The sequence below is a fragment of the Geomicrobium halophilum genome, from assembly GCF_014207655.1.
Classification (GTDB): domain Bacteria; phylum Bacillota; class Bacilli; order Bacillales; family Marinococcaceae; genus Geomicrobium; species Geomicrobium halophilum.
Map to the genome: position 1 here is coordinate 146510 of NZ_JACHHJ010000004.1, position 23073 is coordinate 169582.

General features: G+C 44.1%; 21 protein-coding genes. 9 read left to right on the top strand and 12 right to left on the bottom strand.

Annotated elements, in window-relative coordinates:
- Positions 1-50: 50 nt before the first annotated feature.
- Positions 51-1196, bottom strand: coding sequence for a glycerate kinase (locus HNR44_RS13525; RefSeq protein ID WP_184404850.1), 1146 nt, complete (start codon positions 1194-1196; stop codon positions 51-53).
- A 350-nt stretch (positions 1197-1546) separates the two neighbouring features.
- On the opposite strand from HNR44_RS13525, the gene HNR44_RS13530 reads away from it, so the two are divergent.
- Together HNR44_RS13530 and HNR44_RS13535 are read left to right on the top strand one after the other, a co-directional pair.
- Positions 1547-1996, top strand: coding sequence for a DUF2512 family protein (locus tag HNR44_RS13530; protein ID WP_184404851.1), 450 nt, complete (start codon positions 1547-1549; stop codon positions 1994-1996).
- Between the two features lie 128 nt (positions 1997-2124).
- Positions 2125-2553, top strand: a complete 429-nt coding sequence (locus tag HNR44_RS13535; RefSeq protein WP_343069509.1) for a YndM family protein — start codon at positions 2125-2127, stop codon at positions 2551-2553.
- A 145-nt stretch (positions 2554-2698) separates the two neighbouring features.
- Here the strand turns inward: HNR44_RS13535 and HNR44_RS13540 are convergent, their stop codons facing one another.
- Together HNR44_RS13540 and HNR44_RS13545 are read right to left on the bottom strand one after the other, a co-directional pair.
- The gene (locus HNR44_RS13540) at positions 2699-3004 is read right to left on the bottom strand and encodes a hypothetical protein (RefSeq protein WP_184404853.1); all 306 of its coding nucleotides are present in this window, start codon (positions 3002-3004) and stop codon (positions 2699-2701) included.
- Positions 3005-3448: 444 nt separating this feature from the next.
- Positions 3449-4342 (bottom strand): diacylglycerol kinase, encoded by an 894-nt coding sequence (locus tag HNR44_RS13545; RefSeq protein WP_184404854.1) that lies wholly within the window; start codon positions 4340-4342, stop codon positions 3449-3451.
- Positions 4343-4537: 195 nt separating this feature from the next.
- Here HNR44_RS13545 and HNR44_RS13550 point away from each other — a divergent pair, with 195 nt between their 5' ends.
- On the top strand, positions 4538-5140 hold the full coding sequence (locus HNR44_RS13550; protein WP_184404855.1) for a copper resistance CopC family protein: 603 nt from the start codon (positions 4538-4540) through the stop codon (positions 5138-5140).
- Positions 5141-5146: 6 nt separating this feature from the next.
- Positions 5147-6283 carry a copper resistance D family protein gene (locus HNR44_RS13555; protein ID WP_184404856.1) on the top strand — a complete coding sequence of 379 codons (1137 nt, stop codon included), beginning with the start codon at positions 5147-5149 and terminating at the stop codon, positions 6281-6283.
- Between the two features lie 20 nt (positions 6284-6303).
- Here HNR44_RS13555 and gatB read toward each other — a convergent pair whose 3' ends face one another.
- The 7 genes from gatB to pcrB all read right to left on the bottom strand — a co-directional run bounded on the left by gatB (position 6304) and on the right by pcrB (position 15920).
- Positions 6304-7737 (bottom strand): Asp-tRNA(Asn)/Glu-tRNA(Gln) amidotransferase subunit GatB, encoded by a 1434-nt coding sequence (gene gatB / locus HNR44_RS13560; protein ID WP_184404857.1) that lies wholly within the window; start codon positions 7735-7737, stop codon positions 6304-6306.
- A 12-nt stretch (positions 7738-7749) separates the two neighbouring features.
- Positions 7750-9201 carry an Asp-tRNA(Asn)/Glu-tRNA(Gln) amidotransferase subunit GatA gene (gatA, locus tag HNR44_RS13565; RefSeq protein WP_184405082.1) on the bottom strand — a complete coding sequence of 484 codons (1452 nt, stop codon included), beginning with the start codon at positions 9199-9201 and terminating at the stop codon, positions 7750-7752.
- A gap of 26 nt (positions 9202-9227) precedes the next feature.
- Positions 9228-9527, bottom strand: a complete 300-nt coding sequence (gene gatC / locus HNR44_RS13570) for an Asp-tRNA(Asn)/Glu-tRNA(Gln) amidotransferase subunit GatC (RefSeq protein ID WP_343069510.1) — start codon at positions 9525-9527, stop codon at positions 9228-9230.
- A gap of 189 nt (positions 9528-9716) precedes the next feature.
- Entirely contained in the window at positions 9717-10928 is a 1212-nt protein-coding gene (locus HNR44_RS13575) for a CamS family sex pheromone protein (RefSeq protein WP_184404859.1), read from the bottom strand.
- Positions 10929-10965: 37 nt separating this feature from the next.
- Positions 10966-12969 carry an NAD-dependent DNA ligase LigA gene (gene ligA / locus HNR44_RS13580; RefSeq protein WP_184404860.1) on the bottom strand — a complete coding sequence of 668 codons (2004 nt, stop codon included), beginning with the start codon at positions 12967-12969 and terminating at the stop codon, positions 10966-10968.
- Between the two features lie 16 nt (positions 12970-12985).
- The gene (gene pcrA, locus HNR44_RS13585; protein WP_184404861.1) at positions 12986-15184 is read right to left on the bottom strand and encodes a DNA helicase PcrA; all 2199 of its coding nucleotides are present in this window, start codon (positions 15182-15184) and stop codon (positions 12986-12988) included.
- A 37-nt stretch (positions 15185-15221) separates the two neighbouring features.
- Positions 15222-15920 (bottom strand): heptaprenylglyceryl phosphate synthase, encoded by a 699-nt coding sequence (pcrB, locus tag HNR44_RS13590; RefSeq protein WP_184404862.1) that lies wholly within the window; start codon positions 15918-15920, stop codon positions 15222-15224.
- Positions 15921-16850: 930 nt separating this feature from the next.
- Between pcrB and HNR44_RS13595 the strand changes: the two genes are divergently transcribed.
- Both HNR44_RS13595 and HNR44_RS13600 read left to right on the top strand, forming a co-directional pair.
- Positions 16851-17738 carry a YitT family protein gene (locus tag HNR44_RS13595; protein ID WP_184404864.1) on the top strand — a complete coding sequence of 296 codons (888 nt, stop codon included), beginning with the start codon at positions 16851-16853 and terminating at the stop codon, positions 17736-17738.
- Positions 17739-17820: 82 nt separating this feature from the next.
- Positions 17821-18378 (top strand): NADPH-dependent FMN reductase, encoded by a 558-nt coding sequence (locus HNR44_RS13600; protein WP_184404865.1) that lies wholly within the window; start codon positions 17821-17823, stop codon positions 18376-18378.
- Between the two features lie 21 nt (positions 18379-18399).
- Here HNR44_RS13600 and HNR44_RS13605 read toward each other — a convergent pair whose 3' ends face one another.
- Complete coding sequence (locus tag HNR44_RS13605) at positions 18400-19911, bottom strand: carboxypeptidase M32 (RefSeq protein WP_184404866.1); 1512 nt, start codon at positions 19909-19911, stop codon at positions 18400-18402.
- 158 nt (positions 19912-20069) lie between these two features.
- Between HNR44_RS13605 and HNR44_RS13610 the strand changes: the two genes are divergently transcribed.
- Positions 20070-20513 carry a MarR family winged helix-turn-helix transcriptional regulator gene (locus HNR44_RS13610; RefSeq protein ID WP_246407450.1) on the top strand — a complete coding sequence of 148 codons (444 nt, stop codon included), beginning with the start codon at positions 20070-20072 and terminating at the stop codon, positions 20511-20513.
- Between the two features lie 13 nt (positions 20514-20526).
- Positions 20527-21246, top strand: coding sequence for a YczE/YyaS/YitT family protein (locus tag HNR44_RS13615; RefSeq protein ID WP_184404868.1), 720 nt, complete (start codon positions 20527-20529; stop codon positions 21244-21246).
- A 37-nt stretch (positions 21247-21283) separates the two neighbouring features.
- On the opposite strand, the gene HNR44_RS13620 is transcribed toward HNR44_RS13615, so the two are convergent.
- On the bottom strand, positions 21284-21577 hold the full coding sequence (locus HNR44_RS13620; RefSeq protein WP_184404870.1) for a CotD family spore coat protein: 294 nt from the start codon (positions 21575-21577) through the stop codon (positions 21284-21286).
- A gap of 471 nt (positions 21578-22048) precedes the next feature.
- Here HNR44_RS13620 and HNR44_RS13625 point away from each other — a divergent pair, with 471 nt between their 5' ends.
- A complete protein-coding gene (locus tag HNR44_RS13625; protein WP_246407453.1) occupies positions 22049-23038 on the top strand; it encodes an SDR family oxidoreductase in 990 nt (329 codons plus the stop codon).
- Positions 23039-23073: the final 35 nt, after the last annotated feature.

The window sequence follows — 23073 nt, forward strand, 5'->3', positions numbered from 1 at the left end:
CAGTTCTTTATTCGGCGCACAAGCAAATCATTTAGCGCACCTCTCCATTTTTACGGCCGCGCTTCGTCGTGCCACATGACCTTGGCAATGTTTCGTGCTACCTGTGTTAAGTAAGCGGCCCCGTTCTCCATAGCGTCCTTCACATCTATCGCACCGGGAACCAGGGTGAAAGCTGCATCAATACCGTGTTCATGTACACGCTCGTACTCATCGCCCAATTGTCCGCAAATAGCAATCACGAACGTGTCATTTTCTTTTGCTGCTTTTGCCACGCCGACCGGAGTTTTGCCGTACACCGACTGCCCGTCGATTTTTCCCTCACCGGTAATGACAACATCCGCTCCCTGGGCACGCCTGCGAAAATCAGTTTCTTCCAGAACAAGGTCGATCCCAGGCTTTAGTTCAGCATCTAAATAAGCGAGCAATCCTGCTCCTAGACCGCCTGCAGCCCCTGCACCGGCTGTATCTTTTACATCTTTGCCCGTTGCCTCTACCGATAATTCGTGAAAATGAGCCAGAGCGTCATCCAGCCGTTTGACCATTGACTCATCGGCCCCTTTTTGCGGACCGTAAATCGCGGTAGCCCCACGCTCTCCGAGCAAAGGATTTGTTACATCACAAGCAACCACAATTTCCGTCATCTTCAGGCGAGGATCCAAGTCTACAACATTAATAGCAGAAAGTGCTTCCAGTCCAAGCCCTCCTCTTGCTATCGCTTCTCCTTGGTCATTTAACAAACGAGCACCAAGCGCTTCGATCATTCCCGCTCCTCCATCATTCGTGGCGCTTCCCCCAATACCGAGAATGATTTTTTGAGCGCCTTGATCCAGAGCTGCTTTTATCATCTCTCCTGTTCCATACGTTGACGCCTCTCCAACCTTGCGGGCATCTTCAGATACATGATCAAGCCCCGAAGCCTGTGCCATATCCATAATTGCTATTTGTCCATCTGCTGATAGAGCGTAGGTGGCCTCTACTGGGTGGGCATTCGGACCTTCGACGCGGACGGTCTGCTGCTTCCCATCGAAGTTCGCTGTCAACGCTTCCATCGTTCCTTCACCGCCATCACCCATTGGAATTAAATCATATTTATGTTCTTTTCCTACCTCTAGAAAGCCTTCTCGTATAGCTTCTGCTGCTTCTTTCGCGCTCATACTTTCTTTAAAGGAATCCGGTGCGATTATGATTTTCGACATATTTTACCCCTCCCAAGTTGGAAACCACCCTAGACTCCACAATATCAAGGCAATACCAAGGATGATCGCGATCTGCACAAATGTATGGAGTAATATTTTTTTATATGGCATTCCTGATTTTAGAAAATAAACATGTGCCGCGATGTTTAACGTTGCTAACAAAAGAAAAAGCAACGACAAAAGAACCAACACGACTACAATGGTATATATAATCATTAAAATTAAAAACCTCCGAACGTAATCGCCTAAGCTCATTATAGTGAGAAAATTCGATCTCAGCAAGCAACAGGATTAGAAATATAAGAACAGGGCAGGATAGTGAAATACAAAGGTGAAAGGAGGATAACAACGTGAATTATACCTGGCCATTAATTATTAAATTTATTATGATGACTGTCGTATTATGGATCGTATTAGGCCTATTTGGTGCATCATTTGTCAATATTTTGCTCATCAGTATCTTACTGACACTCGTGTCGTATATGCTTGGTGACTTATTCATATTACCTAATTACGGAAATCTTTGGGCAACGGTTGCGGATTTTGGCCTAGCATTCATCGGTGTGTGGGCATTGGGATCCTTTTTTGATCAAATCGGCTTTTGGGCTGCGTTCATTTCAGCCATTGTTATCGCGATCGGTGAAGCGTTCTTCCACTGGTTTATGAATCAGCAAGTATTAGAGGACGAAGAGCCCATCAGGAACGATATGTCAGAAAGAAATCTGCAGACAGAATTTGGTTCAGACATGGATGTTAAATCCGATGCTGAAAAAGCAAACAAAAACAAAAATCAAGAATAAAAATGCCTCCCATATTTTGAACGATGACCTGAATCCTTGAAAGCTGGATTCGGGTTTTTTGACATTGGAATGATCCAAATAAAACGGGACAAGATAATGAAAGGAGGTGCAATATTATCAAGTATTTTGTGGCTTTAATAATTAAGTTGATTATGACAACCGCAGTTTTATGGATCGTTATGGGTGGGATTTTTGGGATCCCCCTTACAGAAATTTTGCTGATCAGTGTCTTATTAACGGGTGTGTCATTTATTGTTGGTGATTTATGGATCTACCCAAAAGCAGGAAATTTAGCGGCTACCATTTCAGATTTCTGTCTTATATTGATCGGGATTTGGGTGTTAGGCGGGTTATTTACCCAATTGGATTTTGGAGAAGCTGCGATGACCTCAGCTGTCATCCTTGCGGTAGGAGAGTGGTTTTTCCACCGGTACATGGACACACAAGTATTCGAGGAGCAAGCCTCTGAAAATCCCCCAGAGAGAAACTTACAGACCGAATTTGGCTCAGATATGGACGTTAAATCTGACGCTAAAAAAGCAAAAAAGAAGAAATAACCGATCACATATTAGAAAACTTGGCTTTTCGCCAAGCTTTTATGACGAATGCCTTAGTTGCACTTATGCAGATAAGAAAGTTAATTTAGACTTTCTTACCTACTAAAAAGAGACCTCGTATTGAAAAGGTCTCTTCATGAATGGTTTAACTTCGCCGGCTCGTATTTGGAGCATCTTTAAACGGATCCTCCCGATCTTCATATTTCTCATCATGGGGAAGGTGAGCTCCTGGAGACTTTCGCGGCCGATCTTGATGCAGGTTTCGATCTTCGTAGGCAAAATGGCTAATAAACTGTTGTCCAGGTTCCCACGGTGTATCTTTATTCTCAACCGGATCAGTTTCACCACCGGGAGACCCATACGTCCCCTCCGGGTATTCTTCAGCAGTTAAAAATCTTCTTTGATCTTCCACGTTCGCAAAATCCGTATATTCTTCGTCTTTATCTCTCACTTCATCACCTCCGTATCTTATGGGCTTAGCATAGCCATAATAAAGGAAATTATCATTGTTCTTTAAAAACGTGGAGGACAAAAAGAGCCGAGAAGACGTAGCTTCGAGCATCGAAGCGTATGATTTTTATACGTGAGGAGCGCAGAGGCAAGACGACGAAGAGATACGAGGGCTATTATTTTCCCGGGCTATTTTAAACAGCTTTTTAAGACAATATAAGAGGGGTGGCAACAATCTTCCTTGACGTCAACGGAAAAACCGTCTATCCTTTTTATAGATGAAAGTGAACGTGATCAGGAGGGACAAGACTTATGGAAATGCATTGGATGATGCTTTTAACAACGGTCATTTCAATCGGGGTACTAGGGTGGTCCCTATATGCACTCATAATTGAAAAGAACTAACGCAAAAAACACGATGGGTTATGTTCCCAGTCGTGTTTTTTTATTCTGGATTAGGTACCAGAACTTCAAAGTGGTGCCTTAAATTGATGAATTCACTTGGAAGAAGACCTCCCCGTTCCCCATCCAGGTTTAGCTGCATATCATCTTCGATTTGCATTTTAATACGGTTTGCTTGAACATAAAGAATTTTATCATCGTTAATATGTTGACCACTCAAGGCCAGGCTGCCAATGCGTACAAAATCTGGCAGGTTTGTTTTTTTCACGATAATCATGTCGAACATTCCATCATTAAGTTCGGCGTCCGGACAGAGTTTTTCGAACCCACCAACTGAATTCGTATTTGCGATTAAAAACATCATAATTTTGCCTTCAAATAACTTGCCATCATATTCAATGCGTGCTTGTCTTGGCTTAAGAAAAAATAACTTTTCAAACCCTTTAACATAATAGGCCATATGGCCGAGCATCGTTTTCAAGCGGCTCGGGGTATCATATGTAAGTTCGGTTAAACTACCGCCGGCAGCAATATTAACAAAGTACTGATCTCCTGCTTTGCCCACATCCACCATTTGTGTATCATTTCCAATAAGCACATCGCAAATGCCCTCAATATCTAATTCATTCAATCTGAACGCTCGGCCCAAATCATTCGTTGTTCCCGCTGGAATGATTCCTAGCCGTGGACGCTTTTGAAAATGAGCAAGACCGTTCACGACTTCAAAAATCGTCCCATCACCCCCAGCTGCAATGACAAGATCGTAATTGCCTTCCCCCGCATGAAAAGCCGCGGTTTTGGCACACCCTTCTTTTTTCGTCATATGTGCTGAAGCTTCGTATCCTGCTTGTTCAAGGCGATCCAATATATAAGGAAGATGCTTTTTCATCTGTTCCCGTCCAGATGTCGGGTTATAGATTAGCCGGGCTCTTCTCATAGAACATCCCCCTTTTCATGTTTTATTGTAGCTCACTTATCTATAAACATCAAAACGGCTTCTATTTAGAAAATGTGAGCATATTATTAAAACTGGGGCTATCCTCTCTATGTCGCTTGATTATCCAATTTTCATCCTTTACGATAATAATAGTTTAGAATCTCCTAATATTTTACCTTTTTGAAGGAGGAACATATGCAAGCATTTAAGTATTTGGCCCTGATAACCGTAACTACTTTTCTATCATTGTCATTCGTCTCACTTGCCTCTGCACATTCGTATGTAGAGGAGTCCGACCCCGAGGATGGCTCAACGAGTGAAGAAGCAATCGATACAATCACCCTTTCCTTTGATGCTGGGATCGAATCAGCAACTACAGCAACAGTGATTGATGAAGAAGGAAATGAGGTTGAACTTGCTGACGAAACAATTGAAGAGGGGCAAGAATATATAGCAACCCTTAATGAGCCCCTAACATCCGGAGACTATACGGTGGAATGGCAAGCGCTTGGTGACGACGGGCATACGACCGAAGGGGAGGTCGCTTTTAGTGTAGATGCCGATGAAGTCGTTGAAGAAGATGCTACGGAAGAAGAGAACGGCACAGAAGAAGCAGGGACCGTTGAAGAAGAAACGACGACTACAGAGGAAGCTTCTGAAGAAGAAGAGAGCGCTGCTGCCGGGGGAGCCGAAGAAGGCGGCGGTCAAGCAGCAGGCTGGATGATTACCGCTATTCTAGGCGTTATCATTGCGGGAGCTTTAATCTTCTTTATTTCCCGTAGCAGAAAGACAACTTAGATACCCATGGTTATCATTGCGAATGCAGTGTTGTTCATTGCCTTATCGCTTTTTATCGGGATTCATATTCTCGAAGTTGTGTCCAACGATAAGCGGCCGACATTACGCATTCCGAAGTTTCTCCTGCCGGCACTGGCCGTCGCGATGATTGTCTTTAGCTTTATTCCGATCGGACTGATTGCGGAACAGACAGCCATCATTTCACCAGAGCCTTTCACCTCTGTACTCGCTTCCAGTTTATTTGAGTTTTCTATCGGCCAAGGGTTCGTCGCGTTTGTTTGTTTTCTTGTCATTGTATTCGTTGCACGATTCATGGTAAAAGGACGGGAAAAGGGGCGGGCACTCCTCTTTATTCCCGTTTTTGGAATGGTTTTAGCCACGAGTTGGAGCTCTCATGCGGGATCGCTTTCCAATCAAGGGTATATTTTCGATGTCATACACACGACTTCGGCATTATCCTGGACGGGAGTACTCCTCATTGCCAGCTTCTTCTCGATCGGTGAAGATCGTTGGCACCGTTTTTTTCAATGGTTCACCCCATTTGCGATCACGATGGTACTGCTGCTCTTCGCAAGCGGTTTTGGGATGTTGACTTTAATTACACCGGAATATACAAACAGTTGGCTCCTATCGTATGGTCAATGGCAATTGCTTAAGCATTTGTTATTCATTCCGCTTGTGTTCTATGGATTTGCCCATGGATTTATCATGAAAAAACGTCTCGATGACCCATTGAAATACGGAAACAAACGCACGCCGCGCTTCTCTTTACGAATGGAGAGCGCTGTGCTTGTCGTGGTTTTCGGGGTTACGGCAATTATGGCCGAGCAAGAACCTCCCCACGAAGTTGCGGCAACGCTAGAGTTTACGGAAATGTCCGGATTTGCAATGCAAATGATCGCCACAGATTTGCTCCCTGGAGAAATCGTCACCTGGACCGCTAGCGTCCCAACGATTTTGCTAGCCGGAGCAGCGTTGACCATTCTTATCTTTTTCATTTATAGCATCGGCACTGGACGTCCATTCTGGTTTGCGCCCATCTATATTGCCTTATTTGTGTTAACCGCTTATACAGCAATCATGTTGGGCGCAGACGTAGAAACGGCGAATGCAGCTATATTCAATAAGCCAACCTCTCCATGAAAAGGAAAGGTTGGCTATTTTTATCGGGATTCCATGCCTTCTTTGATTAACTTATTCACCACTTGCGGATTGGCTTTCCCTTTTGTTGCTTTCATCGTCTGTCCAACGAGGAAACCAAACGCTTTGTCTTTTCCATTTTTGAAGTCCTCAATCGATTGTGGGTTCTCATTTAAGATGCCCTCAACGATGTCCTTGAGTTCGCCTTCATCAGAAATTTGGATAAGCCCTTGATCTTTTACAATCTGTTCCGGGCTTCCTCCCTTTTCAATTAATTCCTGAAACACTTTTTTAGCAATCTTACTTGAGATGGTCCCTTTTTCAATGAGACCGATTAATTCAGCCAGCCCTTGCGGGCTCATAGCAACATCATCAAGCTCTTTATGATTCGCATTCAAATACGCGTTCACTTCTCCCATCAACCAGTTTGCTGCCTGTTTAGCATCCGCTCCCGCAGCAACCGTTTCTTCGAAAAAGTCCGCACTTGCCTTCGCTTGCGTGATGACACCGGCATCATAAGCCGGAATTTCCCAATCTGCCATATACCGGGCTCTCCGGGCATCCGGAAGTTCAGGGATCTCTGCCCCTATACGCGACTCCCACTCCTCATCAATATAGAGGCGTACGAGATCCGGCTCAGGAAAGTAGCGGTAATCATCGGAACCTTCCTTAACACGCATAAGAACCGTTTCCTTGCGATCATCATTCCACCTACGAGTTTCTTGTAAAATTTGACCGCCGGAAAGAAGTTCTTGGGCTTGGCGCTTTTCTTCAAACGCCAGACCTTTTTGTACATTGGTAAAAGAATTTAAGTTTTTTAACTCTGTTTTTGTGCCAAATGCTTCTTGACCGGCTGGTCGAAGGGATATATTCGCATCACAGCGGAGCGATCCCTCCTCCATTTTACAATCGGAGACTTCTGTGTATTGCAGAATCGCTTTTAGCTTTTCCAAATATGCATATGCTTCATCTGGGGTAGCAATATCAGGTTCCGAGACAATTTCGATAAGAGGGGTTCCAACACGATTAAAGTCGACCAGCGAGGAACCACCGTCTTCATCGTGCGTTAATTTCCCTGCATCTTCTTCTAAGTGAATGCGGGTAATGCCGATTGATTTTTTCTTCCCATCCACTTCAATCTCTATCGAGCCGTTTTCACCGATCGGTTGATCAAATTGGGAAATTTGATAAGCTTTGGGATTATCCGGATAAAAGTAATTTTTACGGTCAAACTTCGTATATTGAGCGATATTACAGTTGGTCGCAAGTGCTGCTTTAATTGCAAAATCAACAGCCCGTTGATTTAATACCGGGAGTACTCCTGGATGTCCAAGACAAACCGGGCATGTTTGCGTGTTCGGCGGCGCTCCAAAATTAGTGGAGCAACCACAAAAAATCTTCGTATCGGTTTTTAACTCTGCATGCACTTCCAAACCGATAATGGTATCAAATTTCATTGGTTAGCCCCCTTATAACGCCGGTCTTTCTTTTGTATGTTCCGTTGCCTGCTCATAAGCATGAGCAACACGGTAAAGGATTCGTTCCTCAAATGGTTTACCAATCAGCTGCATTCCCACCGGCAAGCCGTTTGAAAAGCCACACGGCACGGAAAGCGCCGGGTTCCCAGCCAGGTTAACTGGGATCGTTAAAATATCATTCGTGTACATCGTGAGAGGGTCATTAATGTTATCCCCGATTTTGAAGGCAGTCGTCGGTGCTGTTGGCCCAAGAATCACATCATAACTGTGTAATACCTGATTAAAGTCCTCGCGAATGAGCGTCCGCACTTTTTGCGCTTTTTTGTAGTAAGCGTCATAATAACCGGTGCTCAATGCAAATGTACCTAACATGATCCGTCGTTTCACTTCTTCACCGAAGCCTTCGCTTCTTGTATTTTTGTAGACATCAATGAGGTCGTCTCCATCTTTGCGAACACCGTAACGGATCCCATCAAAACGTGCAAGATTGGCAGAAGCTTCAGAAGAGGCAAGGATGTAGTACGCGGCCACTGCATATTGGGAGTTAGGCAGAGAAACTTCATTAACTTCCGCCCCTAATCCTTCAAGTGTCTTAATGGCCGTTTGGATTTGCTCCTTCACTCCTGCATCGACGCCTTCTTCAAGGAATTCTTTCGGCACAGCAATTCGCAGCCCATTAATATTCCCCTCCATCGCGCTGAGGTAATTAGGCACGGAAACGTCCACAGATGTAGAATCACGATCATCGTGGCCGGCAATTTGTTGCAGTACATAAGCATTATCTTCCACTGTGCGGGTAATCGGCCCAATTTGATCAAGGGAAGAAGCAAATGCCACAAGGCCGTAACGGGAAACTCGTCCATATGTAGGCTTTAAACCGACAACTCCGCAAAATGATGCAGGCTGACGGATCGATCCTCCTGTATCCGAACCTAGGGTAAAAGGAACTTGACCGGCAGCTACAGCAGCAGCCGAGCCTCCGCTTGATCCTCCAGGCACGTAATCTGTATTCCAGGGGTTTTTCGTTACATGATAACCAGAGTTCTCATTTGATGAGCCCATCGCAAACTCGTCCATATTCAGTTTACCGACCGTAATGATGTTTTGTTCGTTCAAACGCTCCATCACTGTTGCATTATGAATGGGATCAAAATCATCGAGCAATTGACTGGCACACGTCGTTTTTAGTCCAGCCGTCATAATGTTATCTTTAATACCTGCAGGAATTCCAAATAACGGTTGATCCCCATTTTCTGCAACTTTTTCATCAAGCTCGCTTGCCTTGGACATCGCATTCGATTCATCCAATGTAAGAAATGCGTTGATAGAATCATCAACCTCTTGGATTCTTTGATAAGCAGATTCGGTAATCTCAGAGACTTTTACTTCCTTATTCTTGATTTTCTCATGTAATGAAGATATGGATTCTTCCATAAAAGACATGGCTTTCACTCCTTTAATCCTCCTCTTTAATCGAGGACAGATGGCACTTCCACTTGTCCATCTTTCGACGCTGGTGCATTTTTAAGGGCCTCTTCTCTCGAGACGGATGGGCGTTCTTCATCCGCACGCAACACATTGTGTACATTCATCACATGGGTGGTGGGCTCTACGTCTTCTGTGTTGAGATCGTTCAAACGTTCAGCATATGTGATAATCTTACCCATTTGCTCTGTGAACATTTCCTTCTCTTCCTCACTAAATTTTAACCGAGCAAGGTCGGCAACATGTTCGACTTCCTCTTTTGTAATCTTGGCCAATGTTTTCACCTCACATTCAAAAGCTCAAAGATGGTTTTTTGTAATCAAAAAGGCTGACAAAAGATCGAGTGTTCAGGGTGACGTCGCTTGTTCGGCAACAGAACGACTTTGCCCCGGAACACCCTCCCTTTGACCATCCTCTTACAGCAATAATATGATCATATCAAAACGCTTCTCTACGAGCAATCTTCACTCCGCCTAATCGTAGATATGCACACTGGCTTTTTCACCAGCATCCCTTGTAATCAGGGCTTCCGGTTGGTCGTTAGAGGTCACCGATACGGAAATATCGATGTCTGTTTGAAAATGTTCTTCCATTTCACTTGTCACTTGTTGAGTAATCGCAATCGTTTCCATCTTGCTCTGGAAGCGTATCGGTACTTCGATCGTGAGGCTTTGGAGCTCACTGTTTTGATAATATCCCTGCGCGGTAACCCCTATATGATCGCTAAAATAGCTGTTTAGCTCGCTGTTAAACTGATCAAAACGATCAGCATCCCCAGGGACACGATCCGAAGCGTGGTCAGATGGGAAAAAATAATATTCCTCATCTAGCATTTCCCAACTTCCAAGTTCATTTTCAGCCTCGGCCGTAGCTGTTGCGATAAACTCACCAGTTGTGGTGGAATTACGCGGAGCCTCCCGAAAAAGTGCAACAACGATCGGTACGTCGTTTAACATTCCTTCTTCACGCTCTTCTGCCCGCAAACGGGAAACCACTTCATCAGCGATCTCCTGGCCAGCTTCTAAGGCCTCCTCCTCAGGTATGGCCTCCTCCCGCCACGCCTCATACGTTCCATCCTCATTTTGCTCACGAAAATAGTAGACACTATTTAAAGAGAGTCCAATAGAGACACCACTTAAGTACAAGTCTCCTTCGTCATTTTCGGTATAATAGTTTTGCTCATTAATATGTGATAAAACCCGGGGATTGCTGCGCTCTTGTGCTTCAAAACTATCCCCTTCACCAAGAGGCGGATTTAACCCTAATGGGGGCTGTTGCTCTTCCTCGTCATCTTCTTCCTCAGGCTCCTCATAACGAGCCAGCCACTCGTGTAGCTCTTCACGAGAAATAAACTGACCTTCTTGAAAAAAATAATCCTCAGGGTTAAACGTTTCTGAAGAAATCTCAGTCAACCCTACCTCTAAACGATCCAGATCTAAACGGTTATGCACTGCCCCCGAACTATAGCCCCTAGCTTCCCCGTATTCGTATTGCCCTTCAGGAAATACATGTCGGTAATGTTCAGACAAACTAGGAATCGAAGAACCTACGTCTACAGCGGTTTCTTCATGACCGACTTCTCCATCCACTGCTTCGTCTGCCGTATCCGGTTCCAAAAATTGCATACAACCCGCAAGCATGAAAAGCATCCCCATAATGGACGCAATTGTGACCTTTTGCTTCATTTCGTCTCTCCCCTCCCTGGAAAAGGCTGCATGCTATTTAGGCATCCACTTCCTCGGCCGCCTGTTCCTCATCCCAAATCTCAATTCCCAATTCTTCGGCCTTGGTTAATTTCGTGCCAGCATCCTCGCCTGCAACGACTACATCGGTATTTTTGCTTACACTTGAAGTTACTTTCCCGCCGTTGGCCTCTATCATTTCTTTAAGCTCACTACGGCTCCAGCGTTCAAGTTTGCCTGTAAGCACAAAGGTTTTTCCTTGTAATTTATCCGTCTCCACCTTTTCTGTGCCTTTAAAAGACATGTTTACACCCGATTCCCTTAAGCGTTCGAGCATAGCATTCACTTCTGGTAACTGAAAATACTGTTCAACGGCTTCTGCCATTTTATGGCCGATCTCAGGAATCCCCTGGATGTCTTCAGATGAAGCCTGCTGCAATACATCCATCGTTTTGTAATGACGGGCCAGTGTCTCGGCAGCCTTTGCACCAATAAAACGTATACCTAAACCGAAAAGCAGACGTTCCAGCGAGTTTTCTTTGGAAGCGGCAATTGCTCCGAGTAAATTGTTTACGGATTTATTGCCCATACGTTCGAGTTCAATTAAATCATCATATTGTATGCGATAAAGATCAGTAACATCGGCGACGAGCTCATGTTTGAAAAGCTGTGTAATCACCCGTTCACCAAGTCCATCAATATTCATCGCATTTCTAGAAACAAAATGGATCAATCCTTCGCGTATTTGCGCCGGACATTTAGGATTCATGCACCTTAGGGCAACTTCCTCTTCCAAGTGAACAAGCTCACTCTCACACTCCGGACAGTAGGTTGGCATGGTAAAGTCTTCTTCTTCGCCTATACGGGCCTCTTCGATGACACGAACAACTTCCGGGATAATATCGCCGGCCTTCTTGACCACAACCTGATCACCGATTTTGATATCTTTTTCCCGAATCAGATCTTCATTATGAAGCGACGCCCTCTTAACCGTTGTTCCGGCGACAGTAACAGCTTCCAGGTGGGCAGTTGGGGTTACCGCCCCTGTTCGCCCGACCGACAGTTCAATGCCTGTCAACTTCGTCATCTTCTCTTCGGCCGGGAACTTGTAGGCAATCGCCCATCGGGGATTTTTAGCTGTAAATCCCAGCTCTTCTTGCTGCCTGAGATCATCAACTTTAATCACAATCCCGTCAATCTCATAAGAAAGATCATTTCGCTGGTCAACCCAGTTGTTGACATACTGAACAACTTCATTCATGGACCGACAATGTTTACTCTTAGGATTAACTTTTAATCCTAATGTTTGAATGTAAGAAATGGCTTCATGATGAGAGGTTAAGCCTTTCCCGCGGTCATTGGCAATCGCGTAGAGGAAGATATCGAGATTCCGATTGGCCGCAATTTTTGGGTCCAGTTGGCGTAAAGAACCGGCTGCCGCATTCCGTGGGTTGGCAAACGGCGCCTCACCACGCTCTTCTTTCGCCGCATTTAACCTTTGAAATGAATGTTCAGGCATAAAGACCTCTCCGCGTACCTCGATGCTCACCCGTTCATTCAGGCGTAACGGAATAGAACCAACGGTTTTCAGATTGGTCGTAATATCTTCTCCCGTTTGCCCATCACCTCTCGTTGCTCCCCGAACGAAACGGCCATCCTCATATGTTAAAGCGACGGCCAACCCGTCGATTTTCAACTCACAGCTGTACGTGACTTTCTCGGGATTGCTCAGCCCCTGGTGTACCCGACGGTCGAACTCCCATAAGTCCTGTTCGTTAAATGCGTTACCTAAACTTAGCATAGGACGGTCATGGCGTACCTTTTGAAACCCGGAGAGTACCTCCCCACCAATACGCATTGTCGGGGAATCATCGCTTTTTAGAGAAGGATAGCTTTCTTCCAGCTGCAGAAGTTCCTGCATATATTCGTCATAATTGGCATCGGGGACGATTGGATCATCAAGGACATGATAATGATAATTGTAGCGATGAAGTCGTTCACGTAGTTCCTCTACATGTGTTTCAACATCCTTATCTATAGCCATAGCAGGCCATCCTTTCTTATTGACGAGTGATTGGCGCAAATTTGGCGACTAAACGTTTGATCCCTTCTTCTGGGAAGGCGATATCTAATTCCTGATTTTCACCTTCACCATTAACGGCTACAACAGTGCCCGTTCCCCATTTACGGTGATCAGCCTTGTCGCCCACTTGCCATGAATGTGCCTCTCCGCCTGTACGCGTAGTCGTTGTCACGGTCCGGTGCTTTTGTTTTCCGTCTCCCGGCCGGCCGATTGATGTTTTCTTCTCACCTCCTGGTGAGGTTTCAAACAAATGCCCGGGTACTTCATTAATAAAACGAGACAGAGGGTTCATCTGAGCACGCCCATAAAGCCGGCGTGAGGAAGCTCTCGTTAAATGCAATTCTTCTTCTGCACGAGTCATCCCTACATACGCAAGACGACGTTCTTCTTCCATTTCTTCTTCCTCAAATAACGAGCGGTTATGCGGAAAAATCCCCTCTTCCATGCCGATTAAAAAAACCATTGGAAACTCCAGACCTTTAGCCGCGTGCAAGGTCATCATCGTAACTGTCCCCTGTTGATCTTCCTCATCCAAACGATCAATATCAGCCACAAGAGCAAGATCGGTCAAAAAGGCAATTAATGATTTATCTTCCTGGTTTTTTTCGAATTCCTGAGCAACGCTTAGAAATTCATCAATATTTTCCAACCTGCTCTGTGACTCCAAGGTATTCTCTGCTTTCAGCGCTTCCCTATAGTTGGATTTCTCCAGCACTTCCTCGATGAGTTCCAAGACCGACAAATAATCTTGCTGCTTCATCCAATTATCAAGAAGCTCCGCAAACGTGATCAGCTTTTTGGTGACCTTTGCTGATAAACCAATCTGCTCGGCTTCCAGGAGGGCAGCATGAATACTCACTCCCTGCTCATTAGCATAGGCAGCCACTTTATCGACAGTGGTCGCTCCTATTCCTCTTTTTGGTACATTAATGATGCGCATAAGGCTGATATCATCATCCGGGTTAGCAATCAAGCGTAAATAAGCAAGGAGATCTTTAATTTCTTTACGGTCATAAAACTTCGTACCGCCAATCATTTGATACTGGATATTCGATTTAACAAACATTTCCTCAATCACACGTGATTGGGCATTCGTTCGGTAAAGTACGGCAAAGTCTTGATAGCTGCGCTTGCCACTTTGCACCGCCTCTTTAATATGATCCACTACGTAGAACGCTTCTTCCCGCTCATCCATCGCTTCATACAAATGAATCTTCGTGCCTTCATCATTTTCGGTCCATAATTTCTTTGGTTTCCGGCCACTATTATTTTTGATCAATTCATTTGCCGCTGACAGAATCGTTTTTGTGGAACGATAATTTTGCTCAAGCATAATGACGGCGGCATCGTTGTAATCTTCTTCAAAGGAAAGTATGTTGCCGATGTCTGCTCCACGCCATTTGTAAATCGACTGATCTGAATCGCCCACGACACAAATGTTGCGGTATCGGCCCGCGAGCTGGTTCACGAGAATGTATTGCGCCCGGTTCGTATCTTGATATTCATCGACGTGAATATATTGAAATTTCCGCTGATAAGATTCCAAGACCTCGGGAACTTCCCGGAAAAGACGAATCGTCGTCATAATCAGGTCATCAAAATCAAGAGCGTGATTCACACGCAGCCGACGGCTATATTCTTTGTATACATCAGCCGCCACTTCTTCAAGGGGACCACTGACATCCTTGGCATATTGATCGGGGGTCATCAATTCATTTTTCGCCCCGCTAATCATTCCGAGTATCGTCCGCGGAGGGAATTTTTTTGAATCGAGATTCTGATCCTTTAATATTTGTTTAATGACCGATTGCTGATCCGTACCGTCCAGGATCGAAAAGTTACGGTTGATACCAATGCGATCAGCATCCCGACGTAAAATCCGGACGCATAAGGAGTGGAAGGTCGACATCCAAATGTTATCAGCCACCCCGCTGACGAGCTGACCAACACGGGTCTGCATTTCCCTTGCTGCTTTATTTGTAAAAGTGATCGCCAGGATATTCCACGGGGCTATCCCTTTTTCACGAATAAGATACGCAATGCGGTGAGTAAGTACACGTGTTTTACCGCTGCCTGCCCCTGCCATTATAAGAAGCGGGCCTTCCGTTGTTTGTACTGCCCGCCCTTGTTCAGGATTAAGCCCTTGTAATAACTGTTGAATCATTTTTCGTTGCATGCGATGCACATCCCTTACGCGCCTTCGCGCTGTTCATTTATCGGTTAGCTTCTTTAACAGCCTTCACAGTGTCTAATGCTTCTTCCTTATTTTCATAGATCGCATTGCCTACGACAACGGTGTCGGCCCAAACGGCCATTTGGGCAGCCTGTTGTGAATTCCGGATCCCGCCACCGTAAAAAAGCTGGGCGTGTTCAAGCGTTTCGCTTACTTTCTTCACGACTTCCTCGTTGCCATATGTACCACTATATTCAAGATAAAAAATCGGCATTTGGAGAACATTTTCTGAAAAACGCGAAAATGCCACAATATCATCCATATCCATAGCTGCATCTGCGTTGGTCCGTCTCGCAGCACTAGAATTGCGATTAAGGATACAATAGCCTTCTCCTAAAACCTCTTCGGTTTCAAGGAGTTGGCCGTGCGCTTTTAGTGCTTGCTGGTGGAGACCACTAATAAATGCAGGATTGTGCGCATTTAATACGACGGGGATAAAATATGCATCAAATCCGGGGGTGAGCGCCTCTAGTTCTGTCACTTCAAGCACACACGGAACAGAGAAGCGGCGCACGGCTGCCAAACATTCCGTGACATTATCAATGGTAATTCCTTCGCTGCCCCCAACGATGATCGCATCTGTTCCCGACTCACATATATCTGCAAGCCAGCTCTCAGAAAATGATTTTGCTGGATCAATCTTGAAAGCATGGCGCCAAGCTTTAATTTCTTCTTTCATTCGAAAGCCTCCGCTTTGAGTTTCGTTATCCAGGCTCGGCTTGGTTTAGCTGTTCAAATATCACTTGGATAACGGGTCATCATTTCTATTTATTCTCCTAGTTATTCAATCATAACTGGCAAGGAGTAAGGGTTCTTCAGCCTTCAATTATAGCAGAAATCACGCGAATTTCATAAACAGGAATGTTAAAAGGGAAGTAAAGATATTTTCATATTATCAAACATTTGTTCCCTTATCAACTTTTCATTCTCCTAAATGATAAACACCATTTTTCACTAAAAGTGCGTATGCAAAAAGTAGGAAAAAACAAATATGACGCTTCGCGACACCCCGATGAGTATAAGAATGAATCGCTAATGTAACCATTCCTTTCATAGAAAAGAGCCAAGGAGAGAGAGCTTGGAGTACCAAACGTATGGCTTTCATATGTGAGAAGCACAGAAGCAAGACGACGAAGAGATGCGAAAGCTATTTTCCCGGATTTTTTGAACAATCAACAAGCCCGCTACATTTGAAATGACTTTAAGGCAAGAAGGTTTGGATTTATTCAAAGGGCTCAAAGCCAATCATTTTTAAAATGGTCCTCAGGGGAGGCCAAACGATCAGCGGAGCAACTACCGCAAAAGACGTTTGTGGGTACCCATGGGACCTTACGCCTCATCATGCGAGCTTGTACTCCTTGCCAGAATTTCTTTCTTTTTTCGGCTAATGCTGCTCGCCGCGCCGAATCCCGTTTCACTCGCGCTCGATCAAGCGACCTTATGATCCATCATGCAGGCTTTCGTAGAGGATCCCGCGGCGGGGCAGTGGATTCATACCACCTGGGCTCACCTCAAGGTTGTTATAAACTACACAAAATTCTATAGGAACGATATGATTATTGGTAAACAAAGAAGGATATACCAGTAAAAGGAAGGAGGCGCTTCTTTTATGAAAAACATTCTTTTTTTAACATTAGGAACCTTTTTGTTTGCTATATCAATTACACAATTTGCCATGCCGAATAACCTGGCGGAAGGCGGGGTGCCCGGGCTAGCTCTTTTGCTTTTCTATGCGTTTGAATTTTCTCCCGCGGTTGTCACCTTTATTTTCAATGCAGTACTTCTTGCGATTGGCTATCGAGTATTACCACGGCATATGATTTATAAATCGCTATTAAACGTGCCTTTATTTTCGTTTTTTGTCTTTTTGATGGAAGATTATGGCCAACCGATCGAAGACCCATTATTGGCTGCTATTTTCACCGGGGTTTTTACCGGAATGGGCTTTGGCTTTATATTCCAGGCGGGTAGTACAACTGGAGGCACTTCAACCATTGCCCGCATGCTCAATCATAAATTCGGTTGGGAACTGACAGGCGCAAACTTTATATTAGATGCCGGAATTATTGTCGTTGGGATTTTCATCATCGGGCCCCTCTATACGATGTATACGATTGTTGCTCTCTATATTGGAAAGAAAATTACGGATTACGTACTGGAAGGATTTGAGTCAAGGAAGGCTCTTAATGTCATTTCAAGAAGAGGGAATGACATCGCACATGCCGTGAACAACTTCATGAATGCTAGCGCTACTCTTTATGAAGGTTATGGAGCTTACTCACAAAAAAAACATACAATGGTTTACATCGTCATCGAAAAGCAGCGGTTGTTTCACTTAAAACAATTAATATATGATATCGATGAATCAGCCTTCATCGTTGTGCACACGGTCAAGGACGTTTCCGGCGGCACTTTCTTAAAGAAATATCACCCTTCTCAACAGACTTTCCCTACTGATGACACCTTCGATGAGGAAGATTTTGAGAAGCAGTCTTGAATGTCCCTGTAGCCATGATCAACCTTTTCCGGTTATAATCATACTTATGTAGTACTCACCACGAAATCAAGGAGGAACGATCATGAAAATTGCTGCAATCATAGGAAGTACACGTAGAGATTCCTATAATTATAAAATTGCTCAACACATACAAAAGCGCTATATCCATCAGTTTGACCTTGAGATTTTGAACATCGGCGAGCTTCCTTTTTATAATCAAGACACCGAAAATTCACCATCTCCTGAAGTGGTTACATTCAAGCAAAAGGTGGCAGATGCAGATGCCGTTCTTTGGGTCACACCTGAATACAATGCCACCATTCCCGGCGTGTTGAAAAACGCCATTGATTGGTTATCCCGTGTGAATCAAGTGATGATTGGCAAACCGTCATGGATCATAGGTGCATCCATGGGGGCACTTGGAACCGTAAAAGCCCAGGCCCACTTACGTGATATTCTTTTTGCACCAGGGCTTTCTTCACCTGTGCTTCCCGGTAATGAAGTTGTCATTGGACACGTTCACCATAAACTTGACGACAATGGCAACCTTGTAGATGAAGGGACGGTCTCCTTTTTGGACAAGGTAACCGAGAACATGGTGACTTGGATTGAGCAGCAGCAAACAACGGTGAACCATTGATAAGGGGCCTCCCCCCTTTTTTCAATGGTTTTTTAATTGATACAGATCACTGTACTTTGTTTCCAAATAGTTCAACAATGGTTCTGCATCGATGCTGCCCCCGGTTGTTTCTTGAATAATCTCAGCAGGAGTTTTTAGTTTCCCATGTTGGTGGACATTTTTCGTCAGCCACGCCTTTATTGGAGTAAAATCTCCATGTAAGAGCTTTTCATCATACATTGGAACATCCTTGACGAGCACTTCTTTTAATTGTGCAGCGTAAATATAGCCAAGGGCATACGATGGGAAATACCCAAATTCTCCTCCTGCCCAGTGTGCATCTTGTAACACACCTTCGCGATCCGTGGACGGACGAATCCCTAAGTATTCCTCCATTTTATCATTCCAAAGTTTAGGTAACTCGTGCACTTCAATGTTGCCTTCAAAGATCCCTTTTTCCAATTCGTAGCGAACAATGATGTGTAAACAATAGGTTAATTCGTCCGCATCGACACGAATGAATGATGGCTTAGCTTCATTCAAGGCAAAAAAATAATCATCAAAAGATACATCTGTGAATTGTCCATCACTATGCTCGATAAGCAGTGGATACATAGCTTTCCAAAAATTTTTGTTCTGGCCAATAAATTTTTCCCATAACAACGATTGAGATTCATGAATACCAAATGAAGTACCCTCGGCCATCGGCGTATCTTTTAGTTCAGTCGCGATGTTTTGTTCATACAGCGCGTGCCCTCCCTCATGAATGGTACTGAGTAATCCTGATAATACATCTTCTTCTTTAAAATGGGTGGTCACTCGTACATCTTCAGAATGCAGGGCCATCGTAAATGGGTGAAGCGACTCATCTAAACGGCCGGATTCAAAATCATAGCCTATTTTTTCTAAAAAGCATTTACTTAGCGCTCGCTGGTTTTCCTTGGAAAATGATTGAAATAAAAAATCTGTTTGCGGTTGGTGCGGGGATTTGCGGACAGCTTCTACAAGCGGAATGAGCCGTTCTTTCAATTGTGCAAAAAGCCGGTCAATCGTCTTCACAAAAACACCCGGTTCGAAGTTATCTAGCAACGGATCGTATGGATGATCTTCATATCCTAAATACTCAATAAAGCATTTGTTATATTCAACAAGTTTTTCCAAGTATGGTTCAAGCAAAGAAAAATCATCGTTTTCCTTTGCTTCTTCCCAAACCGTCGCTGCATTTGACTTCAAAATGACATAATCCTTGTACTCATCTTCTGGGATTTTGTTATTTTTATTGTATTCTTTGGCACATTCCTCCACAGATTTTTTCAGCACTTCGGATTGTAGATCTGCTTTTTTTAGTTCATCAAGGCTTTTTTTCATCTCCTCCGATATGGAAAGTCGGAAGAGCTCAGCCGATATACTCCCATTCACTTCCGCTCGTTGTTCAGCCCCTTTTTTCGGTGCACCGGTCTGCGTATCCCAGGAAAGAAGCCGAGAGATTTGCTGGTAATGATTTCTTTTCTTCAAGATATCCTTGAATTGTTGCTCACTCTTTTCAACGTCCATAACAACACTCCTTCGACCCTCCCTATGATTGACCATTTCTCGTTCTGTTATCATGCCAAAACTTCCCAAATTAAATTCAGACCGTTTTCATAGGTTTTTCGACTCCCCTTGATATTTATCTTCAATAAGTTTATACTTACCTAGGTAAGTTTTTAGAGATGGAGCAACGTATTATTATGAGATTATACGGTCATTTTATAAATCAAACGGCACGAAACTTTGTAAAAACGCTAAATGAACGCATTTCTCCTCTAGGTCTCTATAGCTCTCAATGGGGAGTTATTTTATTTTTAGCTGAAAAAGAAAAGGCCACGCAACGGGAAATTAGTGATTATCTTCGCGTTGAAGCACCGACGATGACTCGCACGCTGACCCGCATGGAGAAAGAAGGGCTGATCACAAAAGTACCCGGTGAAGACCGCCGTGCACGAGCGATTCAGTTAACAGACAAAGCCCATGAATTGTATGAAGTTTGGTTAAAAGAATCAGATGAAATGGAGAAGCAAGCGATGAAAGGGATCAGCAAAGCAGATTTGGAAACTTTTCATAAAGTCTTGGAAACTATGAATGCGAATTTAGACGAGTCAAAGCGTAAAGAATGAAAGAAGGTTTAGAATGGAAGAACACCTTAGAAAACCTAGGCATCACCGAAACTTTTCTTTTTTTATAATAAGAATTGCTTTATTTTTTGCTGGTTTGTTGACGCTATCTCTTGGCGGAAGCTTAATGATTCAATCAACACTTGGCTCGGCCACATGGGATGTTCTTCATATTGGTCTTTCGAACTTTAACCCTTTATCGATTGGAATGTGGGTTCAAATTGTAGGGATATTGATGATTACTATGACCTGCTATATTGAACGCCAAAGGCCGCAAATCGGAAGTTTCGTCAATATCTTATGTATTGGTTTTTTCCTCGATTTATGGTTACAGCTACCTATACAAGAGATCTTCGAAAGTACGTGGCAATTATTTTTCGTATTGGTTCTAGGAATTGTATTCATGGGTATTGGCGCAGGCATGTATGTATCAACACGTCTTGGTGCAGGTCCCCGCGATGGTATGACGCTGGCTCTTTCCAACAAGCTGGGATGGTCCATCAGGCTTGTACGGACACTGTTAGAAGGTTCTGCTTTGTTCCTCGGCTGGCTGCTTGGCGGGCCAGTAGCTTTCGGTACATTTGCATCCGTATTTTTGATCGGACCTGTCATGCAATCATCACTTGGTTTTTGGCGAAAACAAATGACGAAATGGGAGTGGGTCACTTCGCGTAAGCATGTGCACAAAAGAACCTCCAAGACATCTTCACATGTACAATGGGGCCATACAGACTGAGCCATACTACTTTTAAAGAGAAGTATGGCTCTTCTTTTTATCGATAATGAAAGGGGTGATCGTTATACGGATATTCGGTGATAGGGATCTGCTCCCTGGGATGTTGATCTGGAAAATGGTCATGAACATGATTGACTGTCTCATAATTTTCCTGCCAGTGCGGATAATGATGGACATGTTTATAGACATTGTTTTTCACATATTTCGTTTCCACTGTAAAAATCTCCGGCACGATATACTCTTCGACATATGGTTCAAGTGGCCTAGGCTGATCCATCATATGAGGCGGATAAAAAGGTGGGCCAGGTGGCCCTGGGTGCCTTCCAAACATTTGGTAACCCCTCCTAATGAAAAGTAACTCCTTATCAATTTATGTCAAAATGGGTAAGATGGTACTGAACATGCGCCCCATTCACCGACATCAGCCATTTTTGTGCAAGAAACTCTATAAAATATAAAATTTTTTTCAATAAAAGACATTTCGGACTTTACACGGTTGTTCAAAACGTCCGGGAAATCGTCGTCTTGCTTTCAAAAGTCCTCACGTATGAAACCATATATCCTCGAAACAGAAACCCACTTTTTCTTCATGCGAAGTATCGCTTATGTAGAGACGGGCTTAGGTTCAAATACTCGAAACTACGTCCTCGGCTCTTTTCTGTGAAAGGAATGGTGGTGACCGTAGCCATTCATTCTCAAACTCAGCAGGGTGTCGTTTTTGTCCTTTTTGAACACTCTACTAGAAACATATTCAAATCTATCCTGGCATAGGGTAATGGTAGAAACCTAAAGTCAGGAGGATATGATGACAAATTATTATCATAAGAAAGAAGAAGAAGCGGAAGATATCAGACAATTACAGGAGTGGTTTCATAAACATCTGTTAAAAGATCCTTACCCAAAGTATCCAAACTACGGCAAAATCACTCAGTACGAAGACATTCCCCTAAATTTCCCGGAACAACGTCAGCTTCGACAGCCTGGTGTAGAAAGACTGATGGTACCCAGGCCCATTGTTGAAAACCCGAATTATAAAGGAAGCGGTAAACTAAAAAATAAGGTCGGCCTCATTACAGGCGGAGATAGCGGAATCGGTGCTGCTGTCGCGATTGCCTTTGCTAAGGAAGGCGCGGATATCGCGATTGCTTATCTGGATGAACATGAAGATGCAGAGCGAACGAAAAGGAGAGTCGAGGAACTGGGCCAGCGTTGTCACTTGATGGCGGGTGACCTTAGAGAAAAGGACCAGAGCATTGAAATTGTAGAAGATACAGTTCGAACATTTGGTCAGCTCGATGTTTTAGTCAATCATGTTGGTATTCAATTTCAACAATTAAGCTTGCTCGACATCACAGATGAACAGTTTGACAATACGTTCAAGGTCAATGTTTATTCTCATTTTTACACCACACGTGCGGCACTCCCTTATTTACAACCGGGAAGTTCTATTATTGGAACAACATCTGTTGTCACATATGCTGGTGAAGAACACATGATTGACTACACGTCTTCAAAAGGGGCGAATGTTGGCTGGACCCGGGCACTCGCCAATAATGTTATTGAGCACGGCATACGCGTAAATGCCGTAGCCCCGGGGAGAATTTGGACCCCTCTCATTCCTGCTAGTTTCTCCTCCGATCAAAACGCAATATTTGGAACTGACAACCCTATGGAGCGGGCGGCACAACCATTTGAACTAGCACCTACTTATGTTTACCTTGCCTCCGATGACTCTCGCTTTGTTACTGGGCAAGTGCTCCATGTGAACGGTGGCGAAACGATGCATACGTGAAATATGTCAGACATTTCTATCTTCCGCTTTACAAT

Coding starts and splice junctions, on each gene's coding strand:
- HNR44_RS13525 (WP_184404850.1), bottom strand. CDS start 1,196: ATGTCGAAAATCATAATCGCACCGGATTCCTTTAAAGAAAGTATGAGC.
- HNR44_RS13545 (WP_184404854.1), bottom strand. CDS start 4,342: ATGAGAAGAGCCCGGCTAATCTATAACCCGACATCTGGACGGGAACAG.
- HNR44_RS13550 (WP_184404855.1), top strand. CDS start 4,538: ATGCAAGCATTTAAGTATTTGGCCCTGATAACCGTAACTACTTTTCTA.
- HNR44_RS13555 (WP_184404856.1), top strand. CDS start 5,147: ATGGTTATCATTGCGAATGCAGTGTTGTTCATTGCCTTATCGCTTTTT.
- gatB (WP_184404857.1), bottom strand. CDS start 7,737: ATGAAATTTGATACCATTATCGGTTTGGAAGTGCATGCAGAGTTAAAA.
- gatA (WP_184405082.1), bottom strand. CDS start 9,201: ATGTCTTTTATGGAAGAATCCATATCTTCATTACATGAGAAAATCAAG.
- HNR44_RS13575 (WP_184404859.1), bottom strand. CDS start 10,928: ATGAAGCAAAAGGTCACAATTGCGTCCATTATGGGGATGCTTTTCATG.
- ligA (WP_184404860.1), bottom strand. CDS start 12,969: ATGGCTATAGATAAGGATGTTGAAACACATGTAGAGGAACTACGTGAA.
- pcrA (WP_184404861.1), bottom strand. CDS start 15,184: ATGCAACGAAAAATGATTCAACAGTTATTACAAGGGCTTAATCCTGAA.
- pcrB (WP_184404862.1), bottom strand. CDS start 15,920: ATGAAAGAAGAAATTAAAGCTTGGCGCCATGCTTTCAAGATTGATCCA.
- HNR44_RS13595 (WP_184404864.1), top strand. CDS start 16,851: ATGAAAAACATTCTTTTTTTAACATTAGGAACCTTTTTGTTTGCTATA.
- HNR44_RS13600 (WP_184404865.1), top strand. CDS start 17,821: ATGAAAATTGCTGCAATCATAGGAAGTACACGTAGAGATTCCTATAAT.
- HNR44_RS13605 (WP_184404866.1), bottom strand. CDS start 19,911: ATGGACGTTGAAAAGAGTGAGCAACAATTCAAGGATATCTTGAAGAAA.
- HNR44_RS13610 (WP_246407450.1), top strand. CDS start 20,070: ATGGAGCAACGTATTATTATGAGATTATACGGTCATTTTATAAATCAA.
- HNR44_RS13615 (WP_184404868.1), top strand. CDS start 20,527: ATGGAAGAACACCTTAGAAAACCTAGGCATCACCGAAACTTTTCTTTT.
- HNR44_RS13620 (WP_184404870.1), bottom strand. CDS start 21,577: ATGTTTGGAAGGCACCCAGGGCCACCTGGCCCACCTTTTTATCCGCCT.
- HNR44_RS13625 (WP_246407453.1), top strand. CDS start 22,049: ATGATGACAAATTATTATCATAAGAAAGAAGAAGAAGCGGAAGATATC.